We start from the raw sequence: 24,060 nt of genomic DNA, 5'->3' as shown, positions 1-24,060 counted from the left end.
TGCAAAAAGTCTTCGCGTCTTGTGATGTCGCCGCCTGCTAACTGGCGGTCTCAACATCAGGCGTTTCCGCAGTCTGGGCCGCAGCTTTCTGCAGCCAGCGCACAAATCCATTGATGACCGGCCGCTCGTCGGGCGCCTGCGGCGTGACCAGGTAGTAAGCGCGCTCACTGGGTAGCACGCGCTCACAGGCCACCACCAGTTCGCCGCGGGCCAGTTCGGGTTCAATCAGCAAGCGGGGTACCAGCGCCAGACCCAGGCCGTGCGCGGCGGCGGCAGCGGTCATGGAAAACAACTCAAAGCGCGGCCCCGACAAGGCCAGCGGCGCACTCACGCCCATGGCGTCAAACCAGCGCCGCCAGGCCTCGGTGCGGGTGCTTTGCTGCAGCAAAGGCAGGTCGGCAATGGCCGCGGGGCTCAAGCTGCTCTGCCCGGCCAGAAAATGCGGGCTGCAAACCGGCACCACCTGTTCGGCCAGCAGCCGCAGCGCGCGTGTGCCCGCCCACTGGCTCACCTGCTCCGGCGTGCCGGCATACAGCGCCGCATCAAACACCGTGTCGGCAAACATGAAGGGGCGGGTGCTGGTTTCAATGTGGATGGTCAGATCGGGCTGCAGCCGTTTCAGGTCCGCCAGGCGCGGGATCAGCCAGCGCGTGGCAAAGGTCGGCACTGCCGCCAGATGCAGGGTGCCGCCCGGGCCCTGGGCCGACATGGCGTCCAGCGTGTCCTGCTCCAGCGCCTGCAGGCGCGGCGCCACCTGGGCGAAGTAATCGGCGCCGCGCTCGGTCAGCAGCACGCCGTGACGGGTGCGGCGAAACAGGGCAAGCCCCAAGAATTCTTCCAGCGCCGTGATCTGCCGCGATACCGCGCCTTGCGTCAGCGCCAGCTCTTGTGCGGCACGCGTGTAGCTTTGCTGGCGGGCGGCCGCTTCAAAGCAGGCTAGGGCCTGGAGCGATGGGATTTTTCTGCGCATGATGTGCTAAATATACACAATTCTCAGATCGGTGTTGAAAATTAATGCTATGTATGTAATAGCTGTATGCGCTTTTAATACGCGGGCTAAAGGTTGATAAAGTAGATAAATTGGATGACTGTAGATGGTGCTTCCAATATTTATATATTACAAATAATCATGCTTTGGTGATTATTCATCGTTTGCCCTCAAACCGGCTGGGCGCTACCATGCGTTATCTGTCCTTTCACTTTCATCAGGAGACCTCTCATGGCCCACGCAAGCTTCAACTGGCAAGACCCCTTTTTGCTGACCAGCCAACTCAGTGACGACGAGCGCATGGTGCGTGAGGCCGCTGCCGCCTACTGCCAGGACAAGCTGCAGCCGCGCGTGATCGAAGCCTTTCGCAAGGAGCAGACCGATGTCGCCGTCTTCCGGGAAATGGGCGAACTCGGCCTGCTCGGCCCCACCATTCCCGAGGCCTACGGCGGCCCGGGCCTGAGCTACGTCGCCTACGGCCTGATCGCGCGTGAAGTCGAGCGTGTTGACTCCGGCTACCGCTCCATGATGAGTGTGCAAAGCTCGCTCGTGATGTTGCCGATTTTTGACTTTGGCACCGAGGCGCAAAAACAGAAATACCTGCCCAAGCTGGCGACCGGTGAATGGATTGGCTGCTTTGGACTGACCGAGCCTGACCACGGCTCCGACCCCGGCTCCATGGCCAGCCGCGCGCACAAGGTGGCGGGCGGCTACAAGCTCAGTGGCGCCAAGATGTGGATCTCCAACAGCCCGATTGCCGATGTGTTTGTGGTCTGGGCCAAGGAGGTTTCCGAGAGCGGCAAGGTCGGGCCGATTCGCGGTTTTGTGCTGGACAAAGGCATGGCCGGTTTGAGTGCCCCCGCTATTCACGGCAAGGTCGGCTTGCGCGCCAGCATCACCGGTGAGATCGTGATGGACGGCGTGTTTTGCCCGGAAGAAAACGCCTTCCCCGAGGTGCGCGGCCTCAAAGGTCCGTTCACCTGCCTGGACTCGGCCCGCTACGGCATTGCCTGGGGCACGCTGGGCGCGGCCGAAGACTGCTGGCTGCGCGCGCACCGCTACGTGATGGACCGCAAACAGTTTGGCCGCCCCCTGGCTGCCAACCAGTTGATCCAGAAGAAACTGGCTGACATGCAGACCGAGATTGCGCTCGGCCTGCAAGGCTGCCTGCGGCTGGGGCGCATGAAGGACGAAGGCACGGCGTCGGTTGAAATCACCTCGATTCTGAAACGCAACTCCTGCGGCAAGGCGCTCGACATTGCCCGCCTGGCGCGCGACATGATGGGCGGCAATGGTATTTCGGACGAGTTTGGCGTGGCGCGGCATCTGGTGAATCTGGAAGTGGTCAACACCTATGAAGGCACGCACGACATCCACGCCCTGATTCTGGGTCGGGCCCAGACGGGGATTGCGGCGTTTGCGAACTGAGCGATTTGATTTGTCTTGCGACGGCGCAATTGACTCGGCAAAGTGTTGATTTGGCTCGTGGGGAAGATTGATTTGGTTGCTTTTGTATTCCCCCCCCTATCCCCCCGCCCCTTTCCACCCCCGCCGGGGCGGAAAGGGGAGCCAACAGCCACATTTGGCCAACTCTTGAATGGTGGGAAATTTGATTCTTGAGGGCGCGCTGACCTCAAAGTGGGGCCATGGCATTAACGGGCCGATCACCGATACAGAGGCTACGCCGGCTTTCAGTTTGGGCGTGGCAGCGAGCGTTCCAATGACTGGATCGGTCTGTCCATGGGTTACCGCCACTTTGAGGCCAACGCGCCACGGAGCGTTCATTTCCCGCCTTAAGAAACAGGGCCAAATGTGGCTGTTGGCTCCTCTTTCCCGCCCGGCGGGGCGGGAGAGAGGCGGGGGTGAGAGAGTGGGGGAAAAATGGCAAAAAACAAATCCTCACCAGTCAATCGCAGCGCATTCAAACAAGTCGAAAACGAATTGAAAACGAAATTGAAAGCAGACATGAACCAAGCAGACCCACAAGCCACCGCGCCAGCGGGCGCCCTGTCCCACCTCAAGGTGCTGGATCTCTCCCGCGTCCTCGCCGGCCCCTGGTGCACCCAGATGCTGGCCGACCTGGGCGCTGACGTGATCAAGGTCGAGCGCCCAGGTGCCGGCGACGACACCCGCCATTGGGGCCCGCCGTTCCTCAAGGACGCAGACGGCAACGACACGACCCAGGCCACTTATTTCACCGCCTGCAACCGCAACAAACGCGCCATCACGCTCGACATGGCCAAGCCAGAAGGCCAGGCGCTGATCCGCCAGCTGGCGCTGCAAAGCGACATCCTGGTGGAGAACTTCAAGGTCGGCGGCCTCAAGCAATACGGCCTTGATTTCGAGAGCCTGCACGCCATCAACCCGCGCCTGATCTACTGCTCGGTCACCGGCTTTGGCCAGGATGGCCCGTACGCCGAGCGCGCCGGCTACGACCTGATGATCCAGGCCATGAGCGGCCTGATGAGCATCACGGGGGAGGCCGATGCGACGCCCGGCGGCGGCCCGATGCGCGTCGGCGTGGCGGTGATCGACATCTTCACCGGCGTCTATGCCACCAGCGCCATTCTGGCGGCACTCGAAGTGCGCCACCGCACCGGTCAGGGCCAGCACATCGACATGGCCCTGCTCGATGTCGGCATGGCCGTGCTGGGCAACCAGGCGGCGGGCTACCTGAACACCGGCGCCGTGCCGCAGCGCCAAGGCAACACCCATCCGAGTCTGGCGCCGTACCAGACCTTTCCCACGCTGGACGGCGCCATGCTGCTGGCGGTGGGCAACGACGGCCAGTTTGCCCGCTTTTGTCAGGCCGCCGAGCACCCCGAGTGGGCAAGCGACCCCCGTTTTGCCAGCAACACCTTGCGCGTCAAACACCGCGACGCCTTGATCCCGGCGCTGCAGGCGCTCACCCAAACGCGCACCACCGCGCAGTGGGTTGCCCTGCTGGAAGACAAAGCCGTGCCCTGCGGCCCGATCAACGACCTCGGCCAGGCTTTTGCCGACGCCCAGGTGCAGGCCCGTGGTTTAGTGGTCAATCAGGCTGTAGCCACCGTCAATACTGCGCAATCAGCTATAAAACATATAGCAAACATCGTCACGGTGGCGAGCCCGCTGCGCTTGACGGCCACGCCGCCCGTGCTGCGCCGGGCGCCACCGTCCCTGGGGCAACACACCGAGGAGGTGTTGGCCGAGTTGGGGCTGGATGCGGCGGCGATGGTTGCCTTGCGCGCGGCCGGGGTGGTGTAGCGCAGTGCGCGGGGGGAATCGTCAGCGGCCCATGAACTGAGCCGGCTTCTTGGTGAAGAAGGCCTCGATCCCCGCTTTGAAATCCTCGGTCCCGGCACACTCGGCGAAGGCCGCCGCCTCGGCCGCGAGTTGGGTTGGCAGATCGCGTTCGAATGAGGCGCGCATCAGCCGGCGCAGACGTCCGAGCGCCACGGTCGGACCAAGGGCCAGGCGCTGCGCAAACGCGCTGACCTCGGCCTCGAGTTCGCCGGCGGCCAGCACCCGGTTCACCAGGCCCAGTCGCTCGGCGTCGGCGCTGCTCAGGGTCTCGCCCAGCATGGCGATTTCAAGCGCGCGGCGCAGGCCCACCAGCCGCGGCAGCGCCCAGGAGGCGCCCACATCGCAGCTCGTGCCCAGGTTGACGTAGGCCAGGTTGAAGCGCGTGCCCTCGGCCGCGAAGACGAAATCGGCCTGCAGCATCAAACTCAGGCCGGCACCGGCCGCGACCCCATGCACCTGCGCAATCAGCGGCGCATCCATCGCCGCCAACACCATGAGCGCCGCATTGAGCGGACCCAGCAGATCGGCCGCGCCCCGCAGCGGATCGGCGCGCAGGGTGGCAAGGTCGCCGCCCGCCATGAACGCCGGCCCGGCACCGCAGAGAACGACGGCGCGCACCGAGCGGTCGGCCGCCAGCGCTTGTACGGCATTCAGGAGTGCCCGCGCCATGGGCACATCCACCGCATTGAGGGCGTGCGGCCGGTTGAAGCGCAGGGTGGCCACGCCACCGTCGCGCTCCAGCTGAAGCGGTGCGTCGGGGCCGGGTGGCCAAGTGCTGGGGCTCATCGTGTTCCGTTCAGTGGTACAGGGCTTCGATTTCTGCCGCGTAGGTCTTGTAGATGCTGGAGCGGCGCACCTTCATGGTGGCGGTCACTTCACCGTCGTCGTGGTCCAGTTCCTTGGTCAGCAGGTGGAACTTGCGGATGTGCGAGACCTGCGCCAGTCGGGTGTTGCCCTGCGCGATTTCGGCGTCGATCAGCGCGCGCACCTCGGGCCGTTCCACGAGCGAGCGGAAGTGGGTGAACGCGATGCGGCGTGCTTCGGCCCACTGGCTCATGACTTCAAAGTCGATCTGCACCAGCGCGCCGACGAACTTGCGCCCCTCGGCCACGATGATGCATTCCTTGATAAAAGGGCTGCCCTTCATGGTGTTTTCGATTTCCGAGGGCGTCAGGTTCTTGCCACCGGCGGTGATCATGATGTCTTTCAGGCGGTCGACGATCTTGAGCTGGCCGCCCTCCTCGCGCACCACGTCGCCGGTGTAGAGCCAGCCGTCGCGGATGCTGGTCGCCGTGGCCTCAGGGTTCTTGTAGTAGCCGGCAAACACCATGTCGCCGCGCAGCAGCAGTTCGCCGTTCTCGCCGATGCGGTGCTCCACGCCCAGCGTGGGCGTGCCCACGGTGCCGACGATCACTTGGTCAATCGGGTGGCCCGTGACCATGCCGGTGGACTCGGTCAGCCCATAGACCTCGACCAGCGGCACGCCCAGCACGCGAAAGAAACGCACCACGTCGGGCGGGATCGGTGCCGCGCCCGTGAGCGCCACTTGCGCCTTGCGCAGGCCGATGAAGTTCTGCAGGGCGCGAAAGAAAGTCCAGTAACTCAGCCCAAACACCAGCTTTTCTTTGATGCTCCAGGCGGCACGCGGTTTTTCGGCCAGGCCCTGGCAGGCCGCGTAGGCTTGTCTGAACAGCACGCGGCGCAAGCGGCCGGTTTCCTGCAGCTTGATGCTGATGGTGGCGTGCATTTTTTCCCAGATGCGGGGCACGCCCAGGAACATGGTGGGCGCGACCTCGCGCAGGTCTTCCTGCACGGTGCGGATCGATTCGCCAAAGTTGACCTGCGAGCCGATGTAGATCGGCGCAAAGGTGGTCAGCATCTGCTCCGCCACATGGCACAGCGGCAGGTAGGACAGGTGGCTGGTCTCGGCCGTGAGGCGCAAGCGCTCCACGATGCCGGGCACCACGCCGCGGATGTTGCGGTAGGAAATCATCGCGCCCTTGGGCTTGCCGGTCGAGCCCGAGGTGTAGATCATGAGTCCAATGTCGTCCAGCGTCTGGTGCGCCAATACCTCGTCGATCAGGGCAAGATTGCCGCTCGCGGCGCCGAGTTGTTCCACCTCGTCAAAGGTGGCGATCAGTTGACGCGCTTCAGGGGCGAAGCTGCGCAGGCCCTTGGTTTCCATGACCACGATCTTGCGCAGCCGCGGCAACTGCTCAAGCGCGGCCAACACCTTCTCGGCCTGCTCCTGGTCTTCGCAGACCATGATCTCGATGTCAGCGTGGGCCACCACGTAGGCCACCTCGGACGTCGGGCTGGTGGAGTAGACGCCCACGGCGACGGCGCCGACCAGGCTGACGCCCATCTGCGCCAGCACCCATTCGATGCGGTTTTCGGCGATCACGCCGACATGGCCGCCCTCTGGCAAGCCCAGGGCGCGCAGGCCCAGACCGAAGTGGCAGGCGCGCAGGTAGTAGCTGCCCCAGCTGACCGGCTTCCAGATGCCAAAGTCCTTTTGCCGGATGCCGAGACGCGCGGGGGCCGCGCGCGCACGCTCGCGCAGCATCTGCGCCAGGGTCAGTTCAGGGAGTGCGGTGGGGTGGTTCATGTTCAGGACAGCCAGCGCTTGCGGCGCTTGTAATGCTTGATGTCGCGAAAGCTGCGCGCCTCGCCGCTGCCGCCGACGCCGAGGTAGAACTCGCGCACGTCGGGGTCGCCGGCCAGCCGCTCGGCGCTGCCGTCGATGACGATCTTGCCGTTTTCCATGATGTAGCCACTGTGCGCCACGGCCAGGGCCAGGGTGGCGTTTTGCTCCACCAGCAGCATGGAGACGCCGCGCTCGGCATTGATGCGCGCGATGATGGTGAAAATGTCTTCCACCAGCTTGGGCGACAGACCCAGCGAGGGCTCGTCCAGCAGGATCAACTGCGGCTGGGCGAGCAGCGCGCGGCCAATGGCCAGCATCTGCTGCTCGCCGCCCGAGAGGTAACCGGCCAGCCCTTTGCAGCGCTCGTGCAGGCGCGGGAAGTAGCTGTAGACCAGATCAAAGTCGGGTTTCACGCCGCCGCGACCGGTGAGGGCGTAGCTGGCGGTGACCAGGTTTTCTTCGACCGTGAGGTCCTCGAAGATGCGGCGCCCCTCCATCACATGGCTCAGACCCTGGCGCACCAGTTGTTGCGGCGCCAGCCGTGCGGTGGACTGACCATTGAACGAGATGCTGCCGCTCTTGAGTTCGCCATCTTCGAGTGCCAGCAGACCTGAAATCGCCTTCAGCGTGGTCGACTTGCCGGCCCCGTTGCTGCCCAGCAGGGCCACAATCTGGCCGCGCGGCACGACCAGGGAGAGGCCGCGCAGGGCCTGCACCACCTTGTTGTAGATGACCTCGATGTTGTTGACTTCGAGGACGTGGTCCGTGCCGGGCTGGGTCATCGCGTGTGACTCGTTCTCAGAGCGCGATCCAGTCGGACGCGGCCACCATCTTCTGCGCCTTCATGTCGGCCTTGTAGACCCGACCGACCGGAATGGAGTTGCCCTTGATGGTGATCGGCACGCCAATGAGGCCGCCGGTGTCGAAGTCCTTGATGCTGTTGAGCGCGGCCTTGAAATTCTTGCCGTTGAGCTCTTTGCCCGCGTCCAGCGTGCGCTTGGCGGCCTCGGTGAACAGCATCGCGGCCAGAAAGCCCTGGATGTAGGCGGTGCTCTGGTAGTCGGGATGCAACTGGCGAATCTTGTCCAGCATGGGCGCCTTGGCCGAGGTGTCGTAGTAGTAGCGGTAGGGCATGACACCCATGAAACCGTCGCCGGCTTCGCCCATCTTCATGACGGTGGAGCTGTCCATGGTCCAGAAGGTGCCCATCCACTTGCTGGTCATGCCCATTTGTTTGCCCTGGGTGATGAACTCCGGGATCGGGGCCAGGATGTAGCCGTGAAAAATGGTGTAGTCGGGCGCGGCGCGGCGCAGCTTGATCACTTCGGTCGACACATCGACGCTGCCGGGCGCGGTCATGATCTTGACCGGCACGCTGAGGCCCAGCTTCTTGGCCAGGGCCTCGCTGGTGTCAATGGGGTCGCGGCCGAATTCGGAGTCAGAGTAGACAAAAGCGACCTTGGCACCCGGCTTTTCCTTGGCGATGTGGCGCAGCAGGATGCCGAACATTTCGGTGTAGTCAGGGCCGACCAGGAATTGGTTGGGGTATTTCACCGGGTCGTTGAGCTCGGTGGCAAAGGAGGCGCCGGTCATCAGGATGTTGCCGGTGCGTTCCAGTTCGGGGTTGATGGTTCTGGAAAACGCGGTGGAGTCGCCGTAATAAAGGTTGACCTTGTTCTGGCTGGTGATCTTCTTGAAGGCCGCTACGGACACATCGACCTTGTAGCCGGTGTCCTCCGGCACATAACGCAGCTTGCGGCCCTTGATGCCGCCGCCGTCGTTGACGATTTTCACGTAGTCGGCAATGCCGGCGTTGATGCCGACGCCGGCAAAGGCGAACACGCCGGTCATCGGAATGGAGCCGCCGATGACGATGTCCTCGCCGGCCTGCGCGTGCGCCAGAGGAACGACGAGGGAGGCGCCGGCTGCCAGTAGCAGGGCGCGGCGACGTTGGGAAATCGATGATGTCTGCATACTAGTCTCCTTTTTGCTTGCGTTGTCCATGGCCGGGCGGTGCGCGCAGGCACTCAGTTGCGGAACGGCCACAGGTGAAAAAAGCGGCGAATGCGCCGCCACACTTCTGCGAGCCCATGCGGCTCGAACACCAGAAATCCAATGATCAATAACCCGAACACGACGGTGCGTACGGGCGACAGGAAGACAGTCAGTTCGCTGCCGCCGGGCAACAGGCCCACGGCCAGCTTGAGCAGCTCCGGCACCATGGTCATGAAGATGGCGCCCAGGATGCCCCCCAGAATGGAGCCCATGCCGCCGACGATGATGGCCGCCAGAAAGAAAATGGACATCGACAGCGGAAAGCTCTCGGGCGTGACGACGCGGAAGAAGTAGGCCCACAAGCCACCGGCCACGCCCGCATAGAACGATGACAGGCCGAACGACAGCAGCTTGTAGCGCAACAGGGCAATACCCAGCACTTCGGCCGAAATGTCGCGGTCACGGATCGCAATGAAGGCGCGTCCCACGCGGGTGCGAAACAGGTTGGCCGCGCCCAGCAGCATCAGCAGCGTGACCGGCACGATGATCCAGTAGAGGCGAAACGAGGTGTCGAGCACCACGCCAAACAGGCTGGCCGGGGGCAGTGTGAGACCCGCGGTACGACCCGTGAAGGCGGTGTTTGCAAACAGGAAATGCGCGATGAACGAGGCGGCGATGGTGGCGATGGCCAGGTACAGGCCTTTCACACGCAGCGACGGGATACCCACGACAAGACCGCCCGCCATGGCGACGAAGCCGCCCGCGAGCAGGTTGAGCAGGAACGGCGAGCCGACGCGGATTTCCAGGATGGCCACGGTGTAGGCGCCCAGCCCCATGAAGGCGGCCTGGCCCAGGCTCACCAGACCGGTGTAGCCGGTGAGGATGTTCAGCCCGGTGGCGCTTGCCACATTGATGCTGACCAGGCAGGCCAGGTACAGCCAGTAGTCACTGGCCATGAAGGGGAACAGCAGCAACAGGGCGGCGCCCAATACCAGCCACGTTTGCTGGGTGCGTGAGTCAAACAGCGCCGCGTCGGCGATGTAGGTCTCCTTGAGGGTTCCGATGCGCATCAGGCCTCCCGCCGGGCCGCCCCAAGGCAGGCCTGGGCCCCCTTGGGGGGCAGTGAATACACGCAGTGATGAACGTGGGGGTGCATGGTTCTAGAGCCTCTCAATCTCGTGGGTGCCAAACAGGCCATAGGGTTGGATCATGAGCACGATCACCAGCACAATGAAAGTGACCAGCAACTTGTATTCGCCGCCCAGGTAGGTGCCTGCCAGTGCTTCAACCAAGCCGATCAGCAAGCCGCCCACCAGCGCGCCGAGCACGCTGTCGAGGCCGCCGACAATAACCACCACCAGCACCGACAAACCGAATACACCCATGGAGGACGAAATGCCGCCGATGGAGCCGACGATGATGCCGGAGACGGCGGCGAGCATGGCGGACACGACCCAGGCCAGCGAGAACACGCGTGGCACGTTGATGCCCATGGAGTAGGCCGCCGCCGGGTCCGACGCGGTGGCGCGCAGGGCGACGCCGCCACGCCAGAAGCGGAACACCAGCAGCACCACGGCGATCAGAACGACCGCAATCAGGGCGCCGTAGAACACCTTGGGCGCCAGGAAGGCATCACCCACCATGACCGGTGTGTTGGGCAGAAAATCGGGCAGGCGGCGCTGGTCCGCCGTCCAGATGATTTCGACCAGGCCCACCAGGACGGAGGCCAGACCGACCGTGACCATGAAGACCGAGATCGGCGGCTCACCCAGCAGCGGGCGGATCATGGTGCGCTCGATCACGGCGCCCAGCAGCCCGGCGCCCAGCACGGCGGCCGGGATGGCCAGCCAAATGGGGAGCGCGAACGTAACGGCGAAGGTAAAGAACAGGTAAGCGCCGACCATTAGCATTTCGCCAATGGCGATGTTCACCACGCGCGTGGCCTTGTACACCATCACGAAGGCCAGCGCCGCCAGCGCATACAGGCCGCCGCTGGCAATGCCGGTCAAGCTGATTTCAAACAGGTAGGCCCAATCCATCAGACAACTCCCTCGGCAATGGCCCCGGCCTGCAGCTTGCGACGCAGGTCGCCGACGTCGCCCGAGCCGAGGTAAGCGCGGATCACCTCGGGGTCACTCTGCACCATGGCCGGCGTTCCCTGGGCAATGACCTGACCGAAGTTGAGCACCACCACATGGTCAGACAAATCCATCACCATGCCCATGTCATGCTCGACCATCAGCACGGTAATGCCCCATTCCTCGCGCACGTCGAGGATGAAGCGCGCCATGTCCTCGGTTTCTTCGCGGTTCATGCCGGCCACGGGCTCGTCGAGCATCAGGATCTCGGGCTGCATGGCCAGGGCACGGGCCATTTCCACGCGCTTTTGCAGGCCGTAAGACAGGGCCGAGACGGGGGCGTGGCGAATGTGGTCGATCTCGAGGAAGTCGATGATTCGTTCTTCGATGTCGGCGCGCAGCGCGGCCTCTTCGCGGCGCGCGCGGCCCATATAAAACAGGGCGTCAAGCACATTGGATTTCAGGTGCGCGTGGCGGCCGAGCTTGATGTTGTCGAGCACGGTCATGCCGCGAAACAGCGCAATGTTCTGAAAGCTGCGACCCAGCCCCATTTTGGCGCGCTGCGGTGTCGGCAGCCTGGTGATGTCCTGGCCTTTGAAGTACACCTGGCCGCTGTTGGGCCGGTAAAAACCCGACACCGTGTTGAACAGCGAAGTCTTGCCCGCGCCATTGGGTCCTATGACCGCCGTGATGGAGCCGGGCACCACGTCAAAACTCACGTCGCTCAGGGCGCGCACCCCACGGAAAGCCAGCGTGAGACCGTCAATGCGCAGCAGGGGCGTGGCGCTAACAGGGCCGTCTTGAGGTTCGGTCTCGATGGGCTGGCTCATGCGGGTTTATGCGTATCGAAAGACGTGTTACTGATGCGTAAAATTATTACTTGCAAGTAGATTATGGAATCCGCTGTTAACCTCAGCATCAGGATTTACCCTAAGGCCCGCCACCATGCCCAAGAAACGAACCGCAACCACCAGGACTGCCGATGCGGCACCGGAGTCGCCCTGGATTCCCGCTTCAGCGCGTGAACAACAGCGCGAGGTCAAGCGCAACGCCGTGTTGTCGACGGCGGCGCAGCTGTTCAATGAGCGCGGGTTCCATGCCACCTCACTGGACGACATCGCAGCGCGGCTGAATGTCAGCAAGCCCACGCTTTACTACTATGTCAAGAACAAGGACGAAATCCTGATCGAATGCGTGCGCAAGGGCCTGCAGATGATGCTCGAAGGCATTGATGAAGCCCGTACCGCGGGCGGTCAAGCGATCGACCAACTGGTCACCTGCATGCGGGTTTACACACGCATCGTCACGCAGGATTTCGGCATGTGTTTGATCCGCGTGGGCGACGATGAGCTGCCGCCGGAAAGCCGCCAGGCCTTGCGCCGGCTCAAGTCTGCCATCGACATGGAGTTCCGGCGTTTGGTGACTGAAGGCATTGCGGAAGGTTCGCTCGAGCCCTGCGATCCGAAAATGGCAGCCTTCGTGATCGCGGGTGCGCTGAGCTGGATCGGTCGCTGGTACCAACCCGGCGGTGAATACAGCCCCGAGGAAATTGCGACACAGTGCATTGCCATGCTGCAAGGCGGAATCTTGCGCCGCCCGGGTGGGCCCGCGGCTCTGGAGGTGGGTGTCGCGGCTGGCGCTGCGGGAATCAAGGGTGGCGAGCAATGAAACCCAAATCCCTGTTTTTACTCGGCCTGTTGGCCGGAGCCATCGCAGTGGCGAGCGCCCAGGGCGTCTCCTTCGGGCTGATCGGGGACATGCCCTACAGTGACTGGGAGCGCCAGCATCTGCCTGAACTGCTGGCCGACATGGACCGCGAAGAGCTGGCCTTTGTCGTGCATGACGGTGACATCAAGAGCGGAGGCAGCGTGTGCAGCGATGCGGTGCTGCGCGACATCCGGGACGTCTTTCAGGCGTCCAAAACCCCGCTGGTGTATGTGCCGGGCGACAACGAGTGGACCGATTGCCATCGCAAAAACAATGGCGGTTACGACCCTGTGGAACGCTTGCAAAAACTGCGTCAACTTTTCTTTGCGGGGGACAGGGCGCTGGGGCAGCGCACGCTGCACCTGGAGCGTCAGAGTCGTGATCCGGCTTTTGCCAGCTACCGGGAAAACGTGCGCTGGGAGGCGGGCGGCGCCTTGTTTGTCGGCCTGAACCTGCCCGGCAGCGAGAACAACTTTCATGGCAGCACCAAAGGGGGTGGCCCGGTGCCGGAGTTTTTACAGCGTAGTGTGGCCAACCGGGTCTGGCTGGAACAGGCCTTTGCCCACGCCCGCGCCAGGCAGCTGGCCGGCATCCTGATCGTGATCCAGGCCAATCCCGGGTTTGACGCCGCCAACCAAGGTCATCCGCAGCCGGGTTATGCGGCGTTCCTGACCCAGTTGCGCGAGGAAACCCAGGCTTTTGCCGGGCCGGTTGTATTGGTGCATGGCGACTCGCACTGGCAGAGAATCGACCAGCCGCTGCGCGATCCGGTCAGCCAGCATGTCATCAGCAACTTCACGCGGGTGGAGACCTTTGGCTATCCCTTTTTCGGCTGGGTCAAGGCCAGCGTGGTAGCGGGCGACCCGCAGGTGTTCCTGTTTACACCCCGGCCTTGGCACGCCCCTGCGGCGCCGCCTTGAGCGCGCCCATGAGTTCAGGTCGTTTCAACGCTTACCTGGAAGAGCACAAATTTTTGTCAGACGAACTATCATTCGCAAACACAATGCACCGATGTTCAAGATGGTTCAAAGAAACCTGTTGCGTTGGATGAGGTCGTTACGGGTCCTCTGCGTCTGCTTGATGTGCGTGTGCGTGGCACACACCGCTGCCGCCGGGCCAGAGACGAATTCGGCCGCATCGCTGCGGGCCAAGTACATGGCCTTGGGCCAGCAACTCAGCAACAATCAATTCAAGCGACCGCTGTATGTTGATTCGGTCGAATCCCCCAGCAATTTAAGGGGTGATATTTACGCGCTGGTGGATTACCCCTTTGCCGCCGTCAACCATGCGTTCAACGACCCGTCCCATTGGTGCGACATGTTGATTCTTCACATCAACACCAAATTCTGCCAGGCATCGACCAACCCGGCCGGCAGTCTCCTGGTGGTGCGCATCGGCAAGAAAAACTACCAGCCGCTCATGCAGGCCCAGCGGTTTGAATTTGCCTACCGTGTTGCCACCACGACGCCCGAGTATTTTGACGTCGGACTCAGCGCAGAAACGGGGCCGCTGGGCACCAGCGACTATCGCATCCGTCTCGAAGCTGTGGCTATTCCAGGCGACAAGACCTTCCTGCATATCACCTATTCCTATGACTACAATTTTGCCGGGCGGCTTGCCATGCAGGCCTATCTGGCAACCCTCGCGCGCGACAAGGTGGGGTTCACCATCGCGGGCCAGCCGTCCAGCGGACAGGTCGACTATATTGGCGGCGTGCGGGGCGTGGTGGAGCGCAACACCATGCGTTATTACCTCGCGATCGACGCCTATCTCGGCGCCTTGTCCACGCCGCCTGCGCAGCAGTTCGAAAAACGCCTGCAAAACTGGTTTTCTGCTACCGAGCTGTATCCCCGGCAATTGCATGAAGTGGACAGTGCCGCCTACCTCGACATGAAACGACGCGAGTATTTGCGCCAGCAGACTTCCCGCTAGTCTTTTCCGGCGGCGCGCGGCAAGAAAGCCCGGGCTGCCTAGAATGGCCCGGCCATGATCAAACGACACCACCACCCATGACCCCAGCCCTGCAACGCGCCGCCGCCTTCGCCACCGGGCAGTTTCACCGTCTGCTGGGGGCCACCAGGCGGCATCCTGTGCGGGCCGCTTTGCTGCTGCCGGCGCTGCTGCTGCTTTACGTGCTGGTGCTGATTCCATTCACGCCCGGCATCGGTGACCTGCGCAAAGCCAAGGCTGAAGCACCCTCCGTGCTGCTGGCTCAAGACGGCACGGTGCTGGCCGAGTACAGGCGCATCAACCGCCAGTGGGTGACTTTGGACGAGATTGCGCCGAGCGTGGTGGACGCGTTGATCGCCACCGAAGACCGCCGGTTTTACCAGCACCACGGGATTGACTTTCGCCGCCTGGCAGGCGCCGCTCTGAGCACTTTGGGCGGTGATTTGCAGGGGGGCTCGACCATCACGCAGCAGCTGGCGCGCAATCTTTACCCCGAAGAAATCGGTCGCGCCAACAGCATTACCCGCAAGATCAAGGAGGCCATCACCGCGCTGAAGATCGAGGCGGTGTATTCCAAGCGCGAGATTCTGGAGACCTACCTCAACACCGTGCCTTTTCTGTACAACGCCTTTGGCATCGAGATGGCCGCGCGGACCTATTTTGGCAAGTCCGCCGACAAGCTCGACGTGCTGGAGAGCGCAACGCTGATCGGCATGCTCAAGGGGACGAGCTACTACAACCCGGTGCAGAACCCGCAGCGCGCGCTGCAGCGCCGTAACCTGGTGCTGGAGCAGATGGCCAAAGACGGCAAGCTGGCCCCGGCCCGGCTTGCAGCGTTGTCCAAACGGCCGCTCAAACTCGATTTTGAGCGGCAAGAGGAGTCGCTGGGACCGGCGCCGCATGTGGCCCAGCACTTGCGAAAATGGCTGATCGACTGGGCCGACCGCAGGGGCTATAACATCGATGCCGACGGCCTGCGGGTGCACACCACCCTGGACGCCAAGTTGCAGAAGGTGGCCAACCAGGCGGTGGCGCGGCAGTTGGCAAGCCTGCAAAAGCTGGCGGACGGGCGGCGCAAGACCGGGCAGGAGCGCGCGGTTCTGCAGGCCGGCTTTCTGGCGCTGGACCCGCGCGATGGCGCCGTGCGGGCCTGGGTGGGCAGCCGCGACTATGCGCAGGAGCAGTTTGACCATGTGAGCCAGGCGCGGCGCCAGCCGGGCTCGACCTTCAAGCCTTTTGTGTATGGCGCGGCGTTCATGCAGGGTTTCGACCCGTCCTACACCTTGATTGATCAGCCGGTAGCGATCTCGTCGCCGGGCAGCGAGGTATGGACACCCAGCGATGCAACGCCACCCAGTGGTCTGCCCATCAGCCTGCGCGACGGGTTGGTGTATTCCAAAAACACCATCACCGCCCAGCTGATGCAACAAGTGGGGCCGGCCCGCGTCGGGCAGCTGGCGCGGGCCATGGGGGTGCGCCAGAGCAAGCTGGACTTGGTGCCCTCGCTCGCCCTGGGCACCAGCCCCGTCACGCTGATCGAGATGGTGGCAGCTTACGGCACCATTGCCAATGGCGGCAACTACCTGCAGCCGTTTTTGGTGCTGCGCGTGGAAGACCGCAACGGGCAGTTGCTGGAGCAGTTCGATCCCGTCAGGGAGCCCGGGCCAGCCATGCCACGCGCGCAGGCGCTGACCCTGGTGAACGTGATGCGCGGCGTGATTGACGAGGGCACGGGCGCCGCCATTCGCCACCGTTACGGCATCCAGGCCGACCTGGCCGGCAAGACCGGCACCACACAAGACAACACCGATGGCTGGTTCATCATGATGAATCCGCAACTGGTGGCGGGCGCCCGGGTCGGCTTTAACGACAACAGCGTGACGATGGGGTCCTGGGGCCAGGGCGCCCGCAGCGCGCTGCCCATGGTGGGGGAGGTGTTTCAGCAGGCTTTTCGCAACCGCTGGCTTGACCCGAAGGTTGAATTCGACATTCCGCGCCCGCGGCCACCACCGCCCCCGGAGCCGGCGGACAATCCGTTGAAAGGAATCGTGGACGATGTGCTGGGCGGGCTCTTGCGTCGGCTGCGCGGGGAGTGAGGGTTTTACAGCGGGTGCTCGGTGTAAAACTTGCCCCCGTGAAACAACAGGGGCGAGGCGCCGGCGCGGTGGCTGCAGCGTTCCACCTCACCGACAAAAATGACATGGTCGCCTTCCTCGTAGCGGCTGCGGTTGAAGCACTCAAACGTGGCCGCCGCGCCCACCAACAGCGGCGCACCACTCACGCCCGGCACAAACTCGACGTTGGCAAAGCGGTCCACGTCGCGCGCGGCAAACTGTTGGGCCAGCGCTTTTTGCTGCGCACTTAGGATATTGATGGCGTAGTGCGAGCCGGTGCTGAAGGCCGGTAGCGACGCGGCAGCCCGGGCCAGGCTCCACAGCACCAGGGGCGGGTCGAGTGATACCGAGTTGAACGAGTTGGCGGTGAGCCCGACCAGCGCGCCATCAAGGGTGCGGGCGGTGACGATCGTCACCCCGGTGGCAAACATGCCCAGGGCGATGCGAAACTCGGTGGCAGAAAAATTGGGGGCTTGCGCCTGGCGGCGCCGATCAGACAGAGACATGCGCCCAATTTACCCGAAATAGCAGCCCGGCTCGCGTTGTTGCGGTAAACCAGGGGTGAAATCAAGGGCAAGCCGCAGTCGCCGCCGGCGCGGTGGGTTCACCAAGGTCAGCGCGGCAACTGCTGGCGCAGGCGGCGCGCCGCCTCCTCGGCCTGGGCGTCGCCAATCTCGCGCAGCACGCCGCTCACATTCACGGCGCCTTTTTTGTGCGTGAAGCGCCCGCTGAGCGTCACCTCGGGGCTCAGCAGACCACGCTGGTACAGATCCCAGATCTCATGCCCGTAATCGGTCTGCAGCAGTTCGGGTGCGAACTGGCCGAAGAAGCTGCGCAGGTTGTTCACATCGCGCAGCAGCATGCGCTGGGCATGCTGGTTGCCCGCCGCGTCCACCGCCTGCGGCAGGTCAATGATGACCGGGCCATCCACGCCCAGCAGAATGTTGAATTCAGACAAATCGCCGTGCACCACACCGGCGCACAGCATGCGCACCACTTCAAGCAGCAGCGTGGCGTGGTGCGTGCGCGCCTGCGCGGGCTCAAGCGTGACATCGTTCAGGCGCGGCGCCGCGTCGCCGGCGGCGTCGGTCACCAGTTCCATCAGCAGCACGCCTTCAATAAAATTGTGCGGCTTGGGCACACGCACCCCGGCGTCGGCCAGCCGGTACAACGCATCCACCTCGGCGCTTTGCCAGGCTGCCTCGGCCGCCTCGCGGCCAAAGCGCGTGCCCTTGGCCATGGCGCGGGCCTGGCGCGAATTCTTGACCTTGCGGTTTTCGGTGTAGTCCACCGCCTGGCGAAAGCTGCGCTGGGTCGCTTCTTTGTAGATTTTGGCGCACCATGTTTCATTGGCGCGGCGCACCACGTAAACGGTGGCTTCCTTGCCACTCATCAGCTGGCGCACCACGGTGTCGATCAGGCCTTCTTCGATGAGCGATTGCAGTCTTGCGGGTGGTTTCATGAACGGTATTTTGCACTGTGTGGCGCCGGGTCGTGACGCGTCAGCCGTCGCTATACTGCACGCCGGGAACAAAAACATGACCACGCAATCACTGATTTGCGTCGCAATTCTGGAAGACCAATGACCGGTTCCGAGGGTAACAGCGGCATACCTGCCACGGTGTCTGCGCGGCAGTCGCTCAAAACCAAAGTCACGCTGATTACGCTGCTGGTCTTTGTGCTGAGTCTGTGGTCGCTGTCGTATTACGCCAGCCGCATGTTGCGCCAGGACATGGAGCGTCTGCTGGGGGAGCAGCAGTTTGCCACCGTGTCGCAGGTGGCGGCGCAGCTGAATCAGGCCCTGCAGGCTCGGGTCAGTGCCCTGGAGACGGTGGCGCGCGCGATCAGTCCAGCGCTGCTGGACAAGCCGCAGGCGCTGCAGGTCTTTCTTGAGCAACAGATCATTTTAAAAACGCTGTTCAATGCTGGTGTGCATGTCCTCGGGCCCGACGGTGGGGTGCTTGGGCTGGTGCCTGAGGCCAGCCGCGTCGGCGCGGACTATTTCCAGAACCCGACCGTGCAGGCGGCGCTGTCGGAAGGAAAAACCAGCATCGGCGCGCCGACACACGAGGTCTTGCTGAAGCAGCCTGTGTTCCCGGTCATCACCCTCATCCGCGATGCTGGCGGCCGAGTGATCGGCGCCCTGGCAGGCGTGACCAACCTGGACCAGCCCAGTTTTCTGGACATGATTTCGCAAAGCCGCTACGGCAAGACCGGTGGCTATGTGCTGATTGCAGCGCAGCAGCGCCGGGTGCTCGCCGCCACCGACAAAAGCCGGGTCATGGAAGTCCTGCCTGCACCCGGCGGCAACCCAGCGATTGATCGCTTTCTTCAAGGTGAGGAGGGCTCGACCGTCATGCGCAATCCGCTCGGACTCGAGATACTGGCTTCCGACAAAAGCCTGCCGGCAGCGGGGTGGGTGCTGGCTGCGGTGCTGCCCACCGCCGAGGCCTTTGCCCCGGTGCGCGCCATGCAACAGCGCATGCTGCTCGCCACCAGCCTGCTAACGCTGCTGGCGGGTCTGGTGGTCTGGTGGACGATTAAGCGCCAGCTGGCGCCACTGCTGGCGACCGCGCGCCGGCTGGCGGCCATGGCCGATGAAAAACAAGCGCTGCGAGCCTTGCCGGTGACCCACCCGGATGAAATCGGACAGGTTGTCAAAGGTTTCAATCGCCTGCTGGGCACCCTGGGTCAGCGCGAGGCCTTGTTGCAGCAAATCCTCGACACGTCGAGCGTGGCGATTTTTCTGGTGGATCGTCAAGGCCGCATCACGAAAGCCAACCAGCGCATGGCCACGCTGTTTGGCTACCCGCTCCATGAATTGCAGGGCATGGAATACGTGGCGCTGGTGCACCCCGCGCAACGCGAGACCGGGCGCAAGAATATGCTGGCCCTGCTGGACAGCGCCCTGCAGTCAGTGGATCTGGAGCGACTGTATTGGCGCGCCGACCAGACCGAATTCTGGGGCCACCTGACCGGCCAGCGTTTTGTGGATGGCAACGGTGAAGAACAAGGCCTGGTCGGTGTGATTGCCGACATTACCCAGCGCCGCCAGACAGAGGCCGAGCTGCGCATCGCCGCCATTGCCTTCGAGTCAGAGCAGGGCATGGCCATTACCGACCCGCAGGGTGTGATGCTGCGCGTCAACCGGGCCTTCAGCGCGATTACCGGCTACAGCGCGCCGGAGGCGGTCGGTCAAAACCCGCGCCTGCTCAGCTCCGGACGCCACGACGCCGCCTTTTATGCAGCCATGTGGGACAGCCTGGTGCGTGAGGGTGCCTGGCAGGGCGAAATCTGGAACCGGCGCAAAAACGGCGAGGTGTTTCCTGAATGGCTCACCATCAGCGCGGTCAAAGACCCGGCCGGGCAAGCGACGCACTATGTGGCCACATTTACCGACCTCAGCACGCGCAAGTCGGCGGAGGATCAGATCAAGAGTCTGGCTTTTTATGACACCTTGACCGGTTTGCCCAACCGCCGCCTGCTGCTGGATCGGCTGAAACAAGCGCTGGCCAGCGGTGCGCGGCACCGGCGCCAAGGCGCGCTGCTGTACATTGACCTGGACGACTTCAAGACCCTCAACAACACCTACGGCCATGATGTGGGCGACCAGTTGCTGCAGGAGGTGGCGCAGCGTTTGAGCCACTATCTGCGCGCCGGCGACACGGTGGCGCGTCCGGGCGGTGACTCCTTTGTGGTGCTGCTGGAGGCGCTGAGCACGAACTCGGTGGAGGCCGCAACCGAGGCCGAAAACACCGGTGAAAAAATCCGGCTCGCGCTCAGCCAGCCGTATCAGATCGCCGATCATGCGCATCGCAGCACGGCCAGCATCGGCGTCACCCTGTTTGACGACCGGCAGCAAGAAGGCATTGATGAGCCCTTGAAGCGGGCTGAACTGGCCATGTACCAGGCCAAGACGGCCGGGCGCAACACATTGCGCTTCTTTGACCCGCAGATGCAGACCGCCGTCATGGCCATGGCGGCGCTGGAAGCCGATTTGCGCGAGGCGGTGCGCAGCAACCAGTTTCTTCTGTACTACCAGGCCCAGGTCAGCGGTGAGCGCCAGGTTGCCGGCGTGGAAGCGCTGGTGCGCTGGCAGCATCCGGTGCGTGGTCTGGTGCCGCCGGCCGAGTTCATCCCGCTGGCCGAGCAGACCGGCCTGATATTGCCCCTGGGCCAATGGGTGCTGGAAACCGCCTGCGCCCAGTTGGCGGCCTGGGCCAGCCAGCCCGAACGCGCGCATCTCACGGTCGCGGTCAATGTCAGCGCGTTGCAGTTTCACCAGGCCGACTTTGTGGCGCAAGTGCTGGCGGCGCTCAAGCGCGCCGGCGCCAACCCGCAGCGCCTCAAGCTTGAGCTCACGGAGAGCTTGCTGGTGCACGATGCAGAAGACGTCATCGCCAAGATGATCACCTTGAAAGAACAGGGCGTGGGCTTCTCGCTGGACGACTTTGGCACCGGGTATTCATCGCTGTCTTACCTCAAGCGGCTGCCGCTGAACCAACTCAAAATCGACCAGGGCTTTGTGCGCGACATCCTGCACGACGCCAACGACGCCGCCATCGCCAAGATGGTCGTCGCGCTGGCCGATACCCTGGGCCTGTCAGTGATCGCCGAGGGGGTGGAAACCGAGGCCCAGCGCGACTTTCTGGCAGCCCAGGGTTGCCACGCTTATCAGGGCCATTTGTACAGCCGCGCGCTGCCGATTGACGCCTTCGAGGCGTTCATGCGGCAGGTTTGACGCCTCAAGCCAGCAAGGTGTCGGCGTTCACATAGGTGTAGCCCAGCGCCTTGGCGACCGCTTCATAGGTGACATGGCCGTTGGCCACGTTCAGGCCGTTTTTCAAGTGCGGGTCGTCTCTGAGCGCCTGTTTCCAGCCTTTGTCAGCCAGGGCCACGGCGTGCGCAATGGTGGCGTTGTTGAGGGCAAAGGTGGAGGTGCGGGCCACGGCGCCGGGCATATTGGCCACGCAGTAGTGCACCACCCCGTCCACCATGAACGTGGGCTCGGTGTGGGTGGTGGCGTGTGAGGTCTCGAAGCAGCCGCCCTGGTCAATCGCCACGTCCACCACCACGGCGCCTTTTTTCATGCGGGAAATCATGCTGCGCGTCACCAGCTTGGGTGCGGCGGCGCCCGGAATCAGCACCCCGCCGATCACCAGGTCGGCGTCGAGCACGGCCTCTTCGACACTGTGCGCGCTGGAGTACACGGTATTGATGCGGTTGCCAAACACCAGATCGAGCTGGCGCAGGCGGTCCACGCTCTTGTCGAGCACCGTCACCCGCGCGCCCATACCCACCGCCATTTGCAGCGCGTGCGTGCCGACCACACCGGCGCCGATGATCACCACATGGGCCGCAGGCACACCGGGCACGCCGCCGAGCAGGATCCCCAGGCCGCCCTTGGATTTTTCCAGATGCGCCGCACCGGCCTGCACCGCCATGCGCCCGGCCACTTCACTCATGGGCGCCAGCAGCGGCAGACCGCCACCGGGGCCGGTAATGGTTTCGTAGGCAATACACACGGCGCCCGACTTGATCAGGGCAGCGGCCTGCTCCGGATCGGGTGCCAGGTGCAGGTAGGTGTACAGAATCTGCCCGGGACGCAGCATGGCGCACTCCTGCGGCTGCGGCTCCTTGACTTTGACAATCATGTCAGCCTGGGCAAACACCGTCGCCACATCGGCCGCCAGCGTGGCGCCCGCCGCCTCGTATTGCGCGTCGCTCAGACCGATGTCGGCGCCAGCGCCGCGCTGCACCAGCACCTGATGGCCGTGCGTGGTGAGCTCACGCACGCTGGCCGGGGTCAGGCCGACGCGGTATTCATGGTTCTTGATTTCTTTGGGTAGTCCGACCAGCATGTTGTTCTCCAGAATAGTTGTAAAGGGCGGCCGTGCGCAGGTTGACGGCCGTATTCATGGCGGACTTCATCCGTCGATGAACGCAAATATTTTCGGACTTCAATGGCAGCTTGGGGTGGTTTGGAAAGGCTTTCATCAATCATTAGTTATGTGAATGAAAACTCGATTAGTCTTATTTTTGTGGAAATGAAATGCCTTTTGCCAGACACTGCAATTTTTCACCAACAAGCTACTCCCCATGTCCCATCAGGCTGACTTCATCATCATTGGCGGCGGTATTGCCGCTGCTTCGGTCGCTTACTGGCTGGCGCCGCACGGACGCGTCATTGTGCTGGAGCGCGAGTCGCAGCCGGGTTACCACGCCACCGGACGCTCGGCCGCGATCTTCATGGAAAGTTATGGCACGGCGCAAGTGCGCGCCCTCACCATGGCGAGCCGGGCTTTCCTGCAAGCGCCTCCCGAGGGCTTCAGCGAGCACCCCTTGCTGTCGCCGCGCGGTGCGTTGCTGGTGGCCGCGCCGGGGCAAGAGGCCTTGCTGGCCGAAAAATGGGACACCATGCACACCCTGATTCCCAATACCCAGCTGCTTGACCGCGCCGCGACCTGTGCGCTGGTGCCCGCGCTGCGCCCGGAACTGGTAGCGGGCGCGGTGTATGAGCCCGATGCCGCCGACATGGACGTGGACGCGCTCTTACAGGGTTATCTGCGCGGGTTGCGCCGCGCCGGTGGTTCTTTGATTTGTGATGCCGAGGTCACCGCGCTGGAACACGCCGGCGGGCGCTGGCGGGTGCAGGCCGGCGGCGTCAGCTACGAGGCCCCGGTGGTGCTCAATGCCGCCGGCGCCTGGGCCGATGAAGTGGCCGGCATGGCGGGCGTGCAGCCGATCGGCCTGGAGCCGCGTCGGCGCTCGGCCTTCATTTTTGCGCCGCCGGCAGAATTCACCACCGCCCAGTGGCCCATGGCCATCGGCATGAGCGAGGACTGGTATTTCAAGCCCGAAGCGGGCCTGTTGCTGGGCTCGTCCGCCAATGCCGACCCGACGCTGCCGCAGGACGTGCAGGCCGAAGAGATGGACGTGGCGCTGGGTATGTACCGCATCGAGGAGGTCACGACTTTAAGCATCCGCCGGCCCACGCGCACCTGGGCCGGGCTGCGCTCGTTCGTGGCCGATGGCGACCTGGTTGGCGGCTTCGCCACCGAGCCGAGTGGTTTTTTCTGGGTTGCCGCGCAAGGCGGCTACGGCATCCAGACCTCGGCCGCCATGGGCGAAGCCTGCGCCGCCCTGGTGCGCGGCCTGCCTTTGCCGGAGCACATTGCGGCCCATGGCCTGTCCCCTGAGATGCTGGCACCGCAGCGGCTGTTGGCTCAGCAAGCCAAGGCGTTGGAAGTGGAGGCGGTTTCCGCTTGAGGCGCACGCCGTCAACCTGATGCTATA

General features: G+C 63.6%; 19 protein-coding genes. 8 read left to right on the top strand and 11 right to left on the bottom strand.

Translation table 11 applies throughout. The features are described from left to right. Nucleotides 1-37: 37 nt before the first annotated feature. On the bottom strand, nucleotides 38-970 hold the full coding sequence (locus RFER_RS20630) for a LysR substrate-binding domain-containing protein (RefSeq protein ID WP_011466331.1): 933 nt from the start codon (nucleotides 968-970) through the stop codon (nucleotides 38-40). A 249-nt stretch (nucleotides 971-1,219) separates the two neighbouring features. On the opposite strand from RFER_RS20630, the gene RFER_RS20625 reads away from it, so the two are divergent. Beyond that, complete coding sequence (locus RFER_RS20625; RefSeq protein WP_011466330.1) at nucleotides 1,220-2,416, top strand: acyl-CoA dehydrogenase; 1,197 nt, start codon at nucleotides 1,220-1,222, stop codon at nucleotides 2,414-2,416. A gap of 537 nt (nucleotides 2,417-2,953) precedes the next feature. Beyond that, entirely contained in the window at nucleotides 2,954-4,234 is a 1,281-nt protein-coding gene (locus RFER_RS20620; RefSeq protein ID WP_011466329.1) for a CaiB/BaiF CoA transferase family protein, read from the top strand. A 21-nt stretch (nucleotides 4,235-4,255) separates the two neighbouring features. Here the strand turns inward: RFER_RS20620 and RFER_RS20615 are convergent, their stop codons facing one another. From RFER_RS20615 to RFER_RS20585, 7 genes are all read right to left on the bottom strand, one after another. Next, on the bottom strand, nucleotides 4,256-5,059 hold the full coding sequence (locus RFER_RS20615; RefSeq protein WP_011466328.1) for an enoyl-CoA hydratase/isomerase family protein: 804 nt from the start codon (nucleotides 5,057-5,059) through the stop codon (nucleotides 4,256-4,258). 10 nt (nucleotides 5,060-5,069) lie between these two features. Continuing rightward, entirely contained in the window at nucleotides 5,070-6,881 is a 1,812-nt protein-coding gene (locus RFER_RS20610) for an AMP-dependent synthetase/ligase (RefSeq protein ID WP_011466327.1), read from the bottom strand. Nucleotides 6,882-6,883: 2 nt separating this feature from the next. After that, on the bottom strand, nucleotides 6,884-7,702 hold the full coding sequence (locus RFER_RS20605) for an ABC transporter ATP-binding protein (RefSeq protein WP_011466326.1): 819 nt from the start codon (nucleotides 7,700-7,702) through the stop codon (nucleotides 6,884-6,886). A gap of 16 nt (nucleotides 7,703-7,718) precedes the next feature. After that, on the bottom strand, nucleotides 7,719-8,894 hold the full coding sequence (locus RFER_RS20600; protein ID WP_011466325.1) for an ABC transporter substrate-binding protein: 1,176 nt from the start codon (nucleotides 8,892-8,894) through the stop codon (nucleotides 7,719-7,721). 53 nt (nucleotides 8,895-8,947) lie between these two features. Further along, nucleotides 8,948-9,985: a branched-chain amino acid ABC transporter permease gene (locus tag RFER_RS20595; protein WP_011466324.1), complete on the bottom strand. Its 1,038-nt coding sequence runs from the start codon at nucleotides 9,983-9,985 to the stop codon at nucleotides 8,948-8,950. Nucleotides 9,986-10,075: 90 nt separating this feature from the next. After that, nucleotides 10,076-10,954 carry a branched-chain amino acid ABC transporter permease gene (locus RFER_RS20590; RefSeq protein WP_011466323.1) on the bottom strand — a complete coding sequence of 293 codons (879 nt, stop codon included), beginning with the start codon at nucleotides 10,952-10,954 and terminating at the stop codon, nucleotides 10,076-10,078. After that, nucleotides 10,954-11,823 carry an ABC transporter ATP-binding protein gene (locus RFER_RS20585; protein ID WP_011466322.1) on the bottom strand — a complete coding sequence of 290 codons (870 nt, stop codon included), beginning with the start codon at nucleotides 11,821-11,823 and terminating at the stop codon, nucleotides 10,954-10,956. The genes RFER_RS20590 and RFER_RS20585 overlap by 1 nt, the downstream gene beginning before the upstream one ends. Nucleotides 11,824-11,938: 115 nt before the next feature. Here RFER_RS20585 and RFER_RS20580 point away from each other — a divergent pair, with 115 nt between their 5' ends. The 4 genes from RFER_RS20580 (at nucleotide 11,939) to RFER_RS20565 (ending at nucleotide 16,746) form a co-directional block, all read left to right on the top strand. Continuing rightward, entirely contained in the window at nucleotides 11,939-12,661 is a 723-nt protein-coding gene (locus tag RFER_RS20580; RefSeq protein WP_011466321.1) for a TetR/AcrR family transcriptional regulator, read from the top strand. Continuing rightward, a complete protein-coding gene (locus RFER_RS20575) occupies nucleotides 12,658-13,620 on the top strand; it encodes a hypothetical protein (RefSeq protein ID WP_011466320.1) in 963 nt (320 codons plus the stop codon). Before RFER_RS20580 ends, RFER_RS20575 begins: the two co-directional genes overlap by 4 nt. A gap of 91 nt (nucleotides 13,621-13,711) precedes the next feature. Next, nucleotides 13,712-14,632 (top strand): hypothetical protein, encoded by a 921-nt coding sequence (locus RFER_RS20570; RefSeq protein WP_011466319.1) that lies wholly within the window; start codon nucleotides 13,712-13,714, stop codon nucleotides 14,630-14,632. A gap of 77 nt (nucleotides 14,633-14,709) precedes the next feature. Continuing rightward, nucleotides 14,710-16,746, top strand: a complete 2,037-nt coding sequence (locus RFER_RS20565; RefSeq protein WP_011466318.1) for a penicillin-binding protein 1A — start codon at nucleotides 14,710-14,712, stop codon at nucleotides 16,744-16,746. A 5-nt stretch (nucleotides 16,747-16,751) separates the two neighbouring features. Here the strand turns inward: RFER_RS20565 and RFER_RS20560 are convergent, their stop codons facing one another. Together RFER_RS20560 and RFER_RS20555 are read right to left on the bottom strand one after the other, a co-directional pair. Further along, nucleotides 16,752-17,270 (bottom strand): flavin reductase family protein, encoded by a 519-nt coding sequence (locus RFER_RS20560; protein WP_011466317.1) that lies wholly within the window; start codon nucleotides 17,268-17,270, stop codon nucleotides 16,752-16,754. A gap of 107 nt (nucleotides 17,271-17,377) precedes the next feature. Next, nucleotides 17,378-18,226 carry a PA4780 family RIO1-like protein kinase gene (locus tag RFER_RS20555; protein WP_041791041.1) on the bottom strand — a complete coding sequence of 283 codons (849 nt, stop codon included), beginning with the start codon at nucleotides 18,224-18,226 and terminating at the stop codon, nucleotides 17,378-17,380. 120 nt (nucleotides 18,227-18,346) lie between these two features. On the opposite strand from RFER_RS20555, the gene RFER_RS23145 reads away from it, so the two are divergent. After that, nucleotides 18,347-21,505, top strand: a complete 3,159-nt coding sequence (locus RFER_RS23145) for a bifunctional diguanylate cyclase/phosphodiesterase (RefSeq protein WP_011466315.1) — start codon at nucleotides 18,347-18,349, stop codon at nucleotides 21,503-21,505. 4 nt (nucleotides 21,506-21,509) lie between these two features. Here the strand turns inward: RFER_RS23145 and ald are convergent, their stop codons facing one another. Further along, nucleotides 21,510-22,625 carry an alanine dehydrogenase gene (gene ald / locus RFER_RS20545; RefSeq protein WP_011466314.1) on the bottom strand — a complete coding sequence of 372 codons (1,116 nt, stop codon included), beginning with the start codon at nucleotides 22,623-22,625 and terminating at the stop codon, nucleotides 21,510-21,512. Nucleotides 22,626-22,863: 238 nt separating this feature from the next. Here ald and RFER_RS20540 point away from each other — a divergent pair, with 238 nt between their 5' ends. Next, the gene (locus RFER_RS20540; RefSeq protein ID WP_011466313.1) at nucleotides 22,864-24,033 is read left to right on the top strand and encodes an NAD(P)/FAD-dependent oxidoreductase; all 1,170 of its coding nucleotides are present in this window, start codon (nucleotides 22,864-22,866) and stop codon (nucleotides 24,031-24,033) included. Nucleotides 24,034-24,060 lie beyond the last annotated feature (27 nt).

The sequence above is a fragment of the Rhodoferax ferrireducens T118 genome (assembly GCF_000013605.1).
Taxonomy (GTDB): Bacteria; Pseudomonadota; Gammaproteobacteria; order Burkholderiales; family Burkholderiaceae_C; genus Rhodoferax; species Rhodoferax ferrireducens.
This window is presented reverse-complemented; position numbering and strand designations above follow the sequence as displayed.

Excerpts from the sequence above, each read along its gene's own strand:
- RFER_RS20630 (WP_011466331.1), bottom strand. The coding sequence starts at position 970 with ATGCGCAGAAAAATCCCATCGCTCCAGGCCCTAGCCTGCTTTGAAGCG.
- RFER_RS20625 (WP_011466330.1), top strand. The coding sequence starts at position 1,220 with ATGGCCCACGCAAGCTTCAACTGGCAAGACCCCTTTTTGCTGACCAGC.
- RFER_RS20620 (WP_011466329.1), top strand. The coding sequence starts at position 2,954 with ATGAACCAAGCAGACCCACAAGCCACCGCGCCAGCGGGCGCCCTGTCC.
- RFER_RS20615 (WP_011466328.1), bottom strand. The coding sequence starts at position 5,059 with ATGAGCCCCAGCACTTGGCCACCCGGCCCCGACGCACCGCTTCAGCTG.
- RFER_RS20610 (WP_011466327.1), bottom strand. The coding sequence starts at position 6,881 with ATGAACCACCCCACCGCACTCCCTGAACTGACCCTGGCGCAGATGCTG.
- RFER_RS20605 (WP_011466326.1), bottom strand. The coding sequence starts at position 7,702 with ATGACCCAGCCCGGCACGGACCACGTCCTCGAAGTCAACAACATCGAG.
- RFER_RS20600 (WP_011466325.1), bottom strand. The coding sequence starts at position 8,894 with ATGCAGACATCATCGATTTCCCAACGTCGCCGCGCCCTGCTACTGGCA.
- RFER_RS20595 (WP_011466324.1), bottom strand. The coding sequence starts at position 9,985 with ATGCGCATCGGAACCCTCAAGGAGACCTACATCGCCGACGCGGCGCTG.
- RFER_RS20590 (WP_011466323.1), bottom strand. The coding sequence starts at position 10,954 with ATGGATTGGGCCTACCTGTTTGAAATCAGCTTGACCGGCATTGCCAGC.
- RFER_RS20585 (WP_011466322.1), bottom strand. The coding sequence starts at position 11,823 with ATGAGCCAGCCCATCGAGACCGAACCTCAAGACGGCCCTGTTAGCGCC.
- RFER_RS20580 (WP_011466321.1), top strand. The coding sequence starts at position 11,939 with ATGCCCAAGAAACGAACCGCAACCACCAGGACTGCCGATGCGGCACCG.
- RFER_RS20575 (WP_011466320.1), top strand. The coding sequence starts at position 12,658 with ATGAAACCCAAATCCCTGTTTTTACTCGGCCTGTTGGCCGGAGCCATC.
- RFER_RS20570 (WP_011466319.1), top strand. The coding sequence starts at position 13,712 with ATGTTCAAGATGGTTCAAAGAAACCTGTTGCGTTGGATGAGGTCGTTA.
- RFER_RS20565 (WP_011466318.1), top strand. The coding sequence starts at position 14,710 with ATGACCCCAGCCCTGCAACGCGCCGCCGCCTTCGCCACCGGGCAGTTT.
- RFER_RS20560 (WP_011466317.1), bottom strand. The coding sequence starts at position 17,270 with ATGTCTCTGTCTGATCGGCGCCGCCAGGCGCAAGCCCCCAATTTTTCT.
- RFER_RS20555 (WP_041791041.1), bottom strand. The coding sequence starts at position 18,226 with ATGAAACCACCCGCAAGACTGCAATCGCTCATCGAAGAAGGCCTGATC.
- RFER_RS23145 (WP_011466315.1), top strand. The coding sequence starts at position 18,347 with ATGACCGGTTCCGAGGGTAACAGCGGCATACCTGCCACGGTGTCTGCG.
- ald (WP_011466314.1), bottom strand. The coding sequence starts at position 22,625 with ATGCTGGTCGGACTACCCAAAGAAATCAAGAACCATGAATACCGCGTC.
- RFER_RS20540 (WP_011466313.1), top strand. The coding sequence starts at position 22,864 with ATGTCCCATCAGGCTGACTTCATCATCATTGGCGGCGGTATTGCCGCT.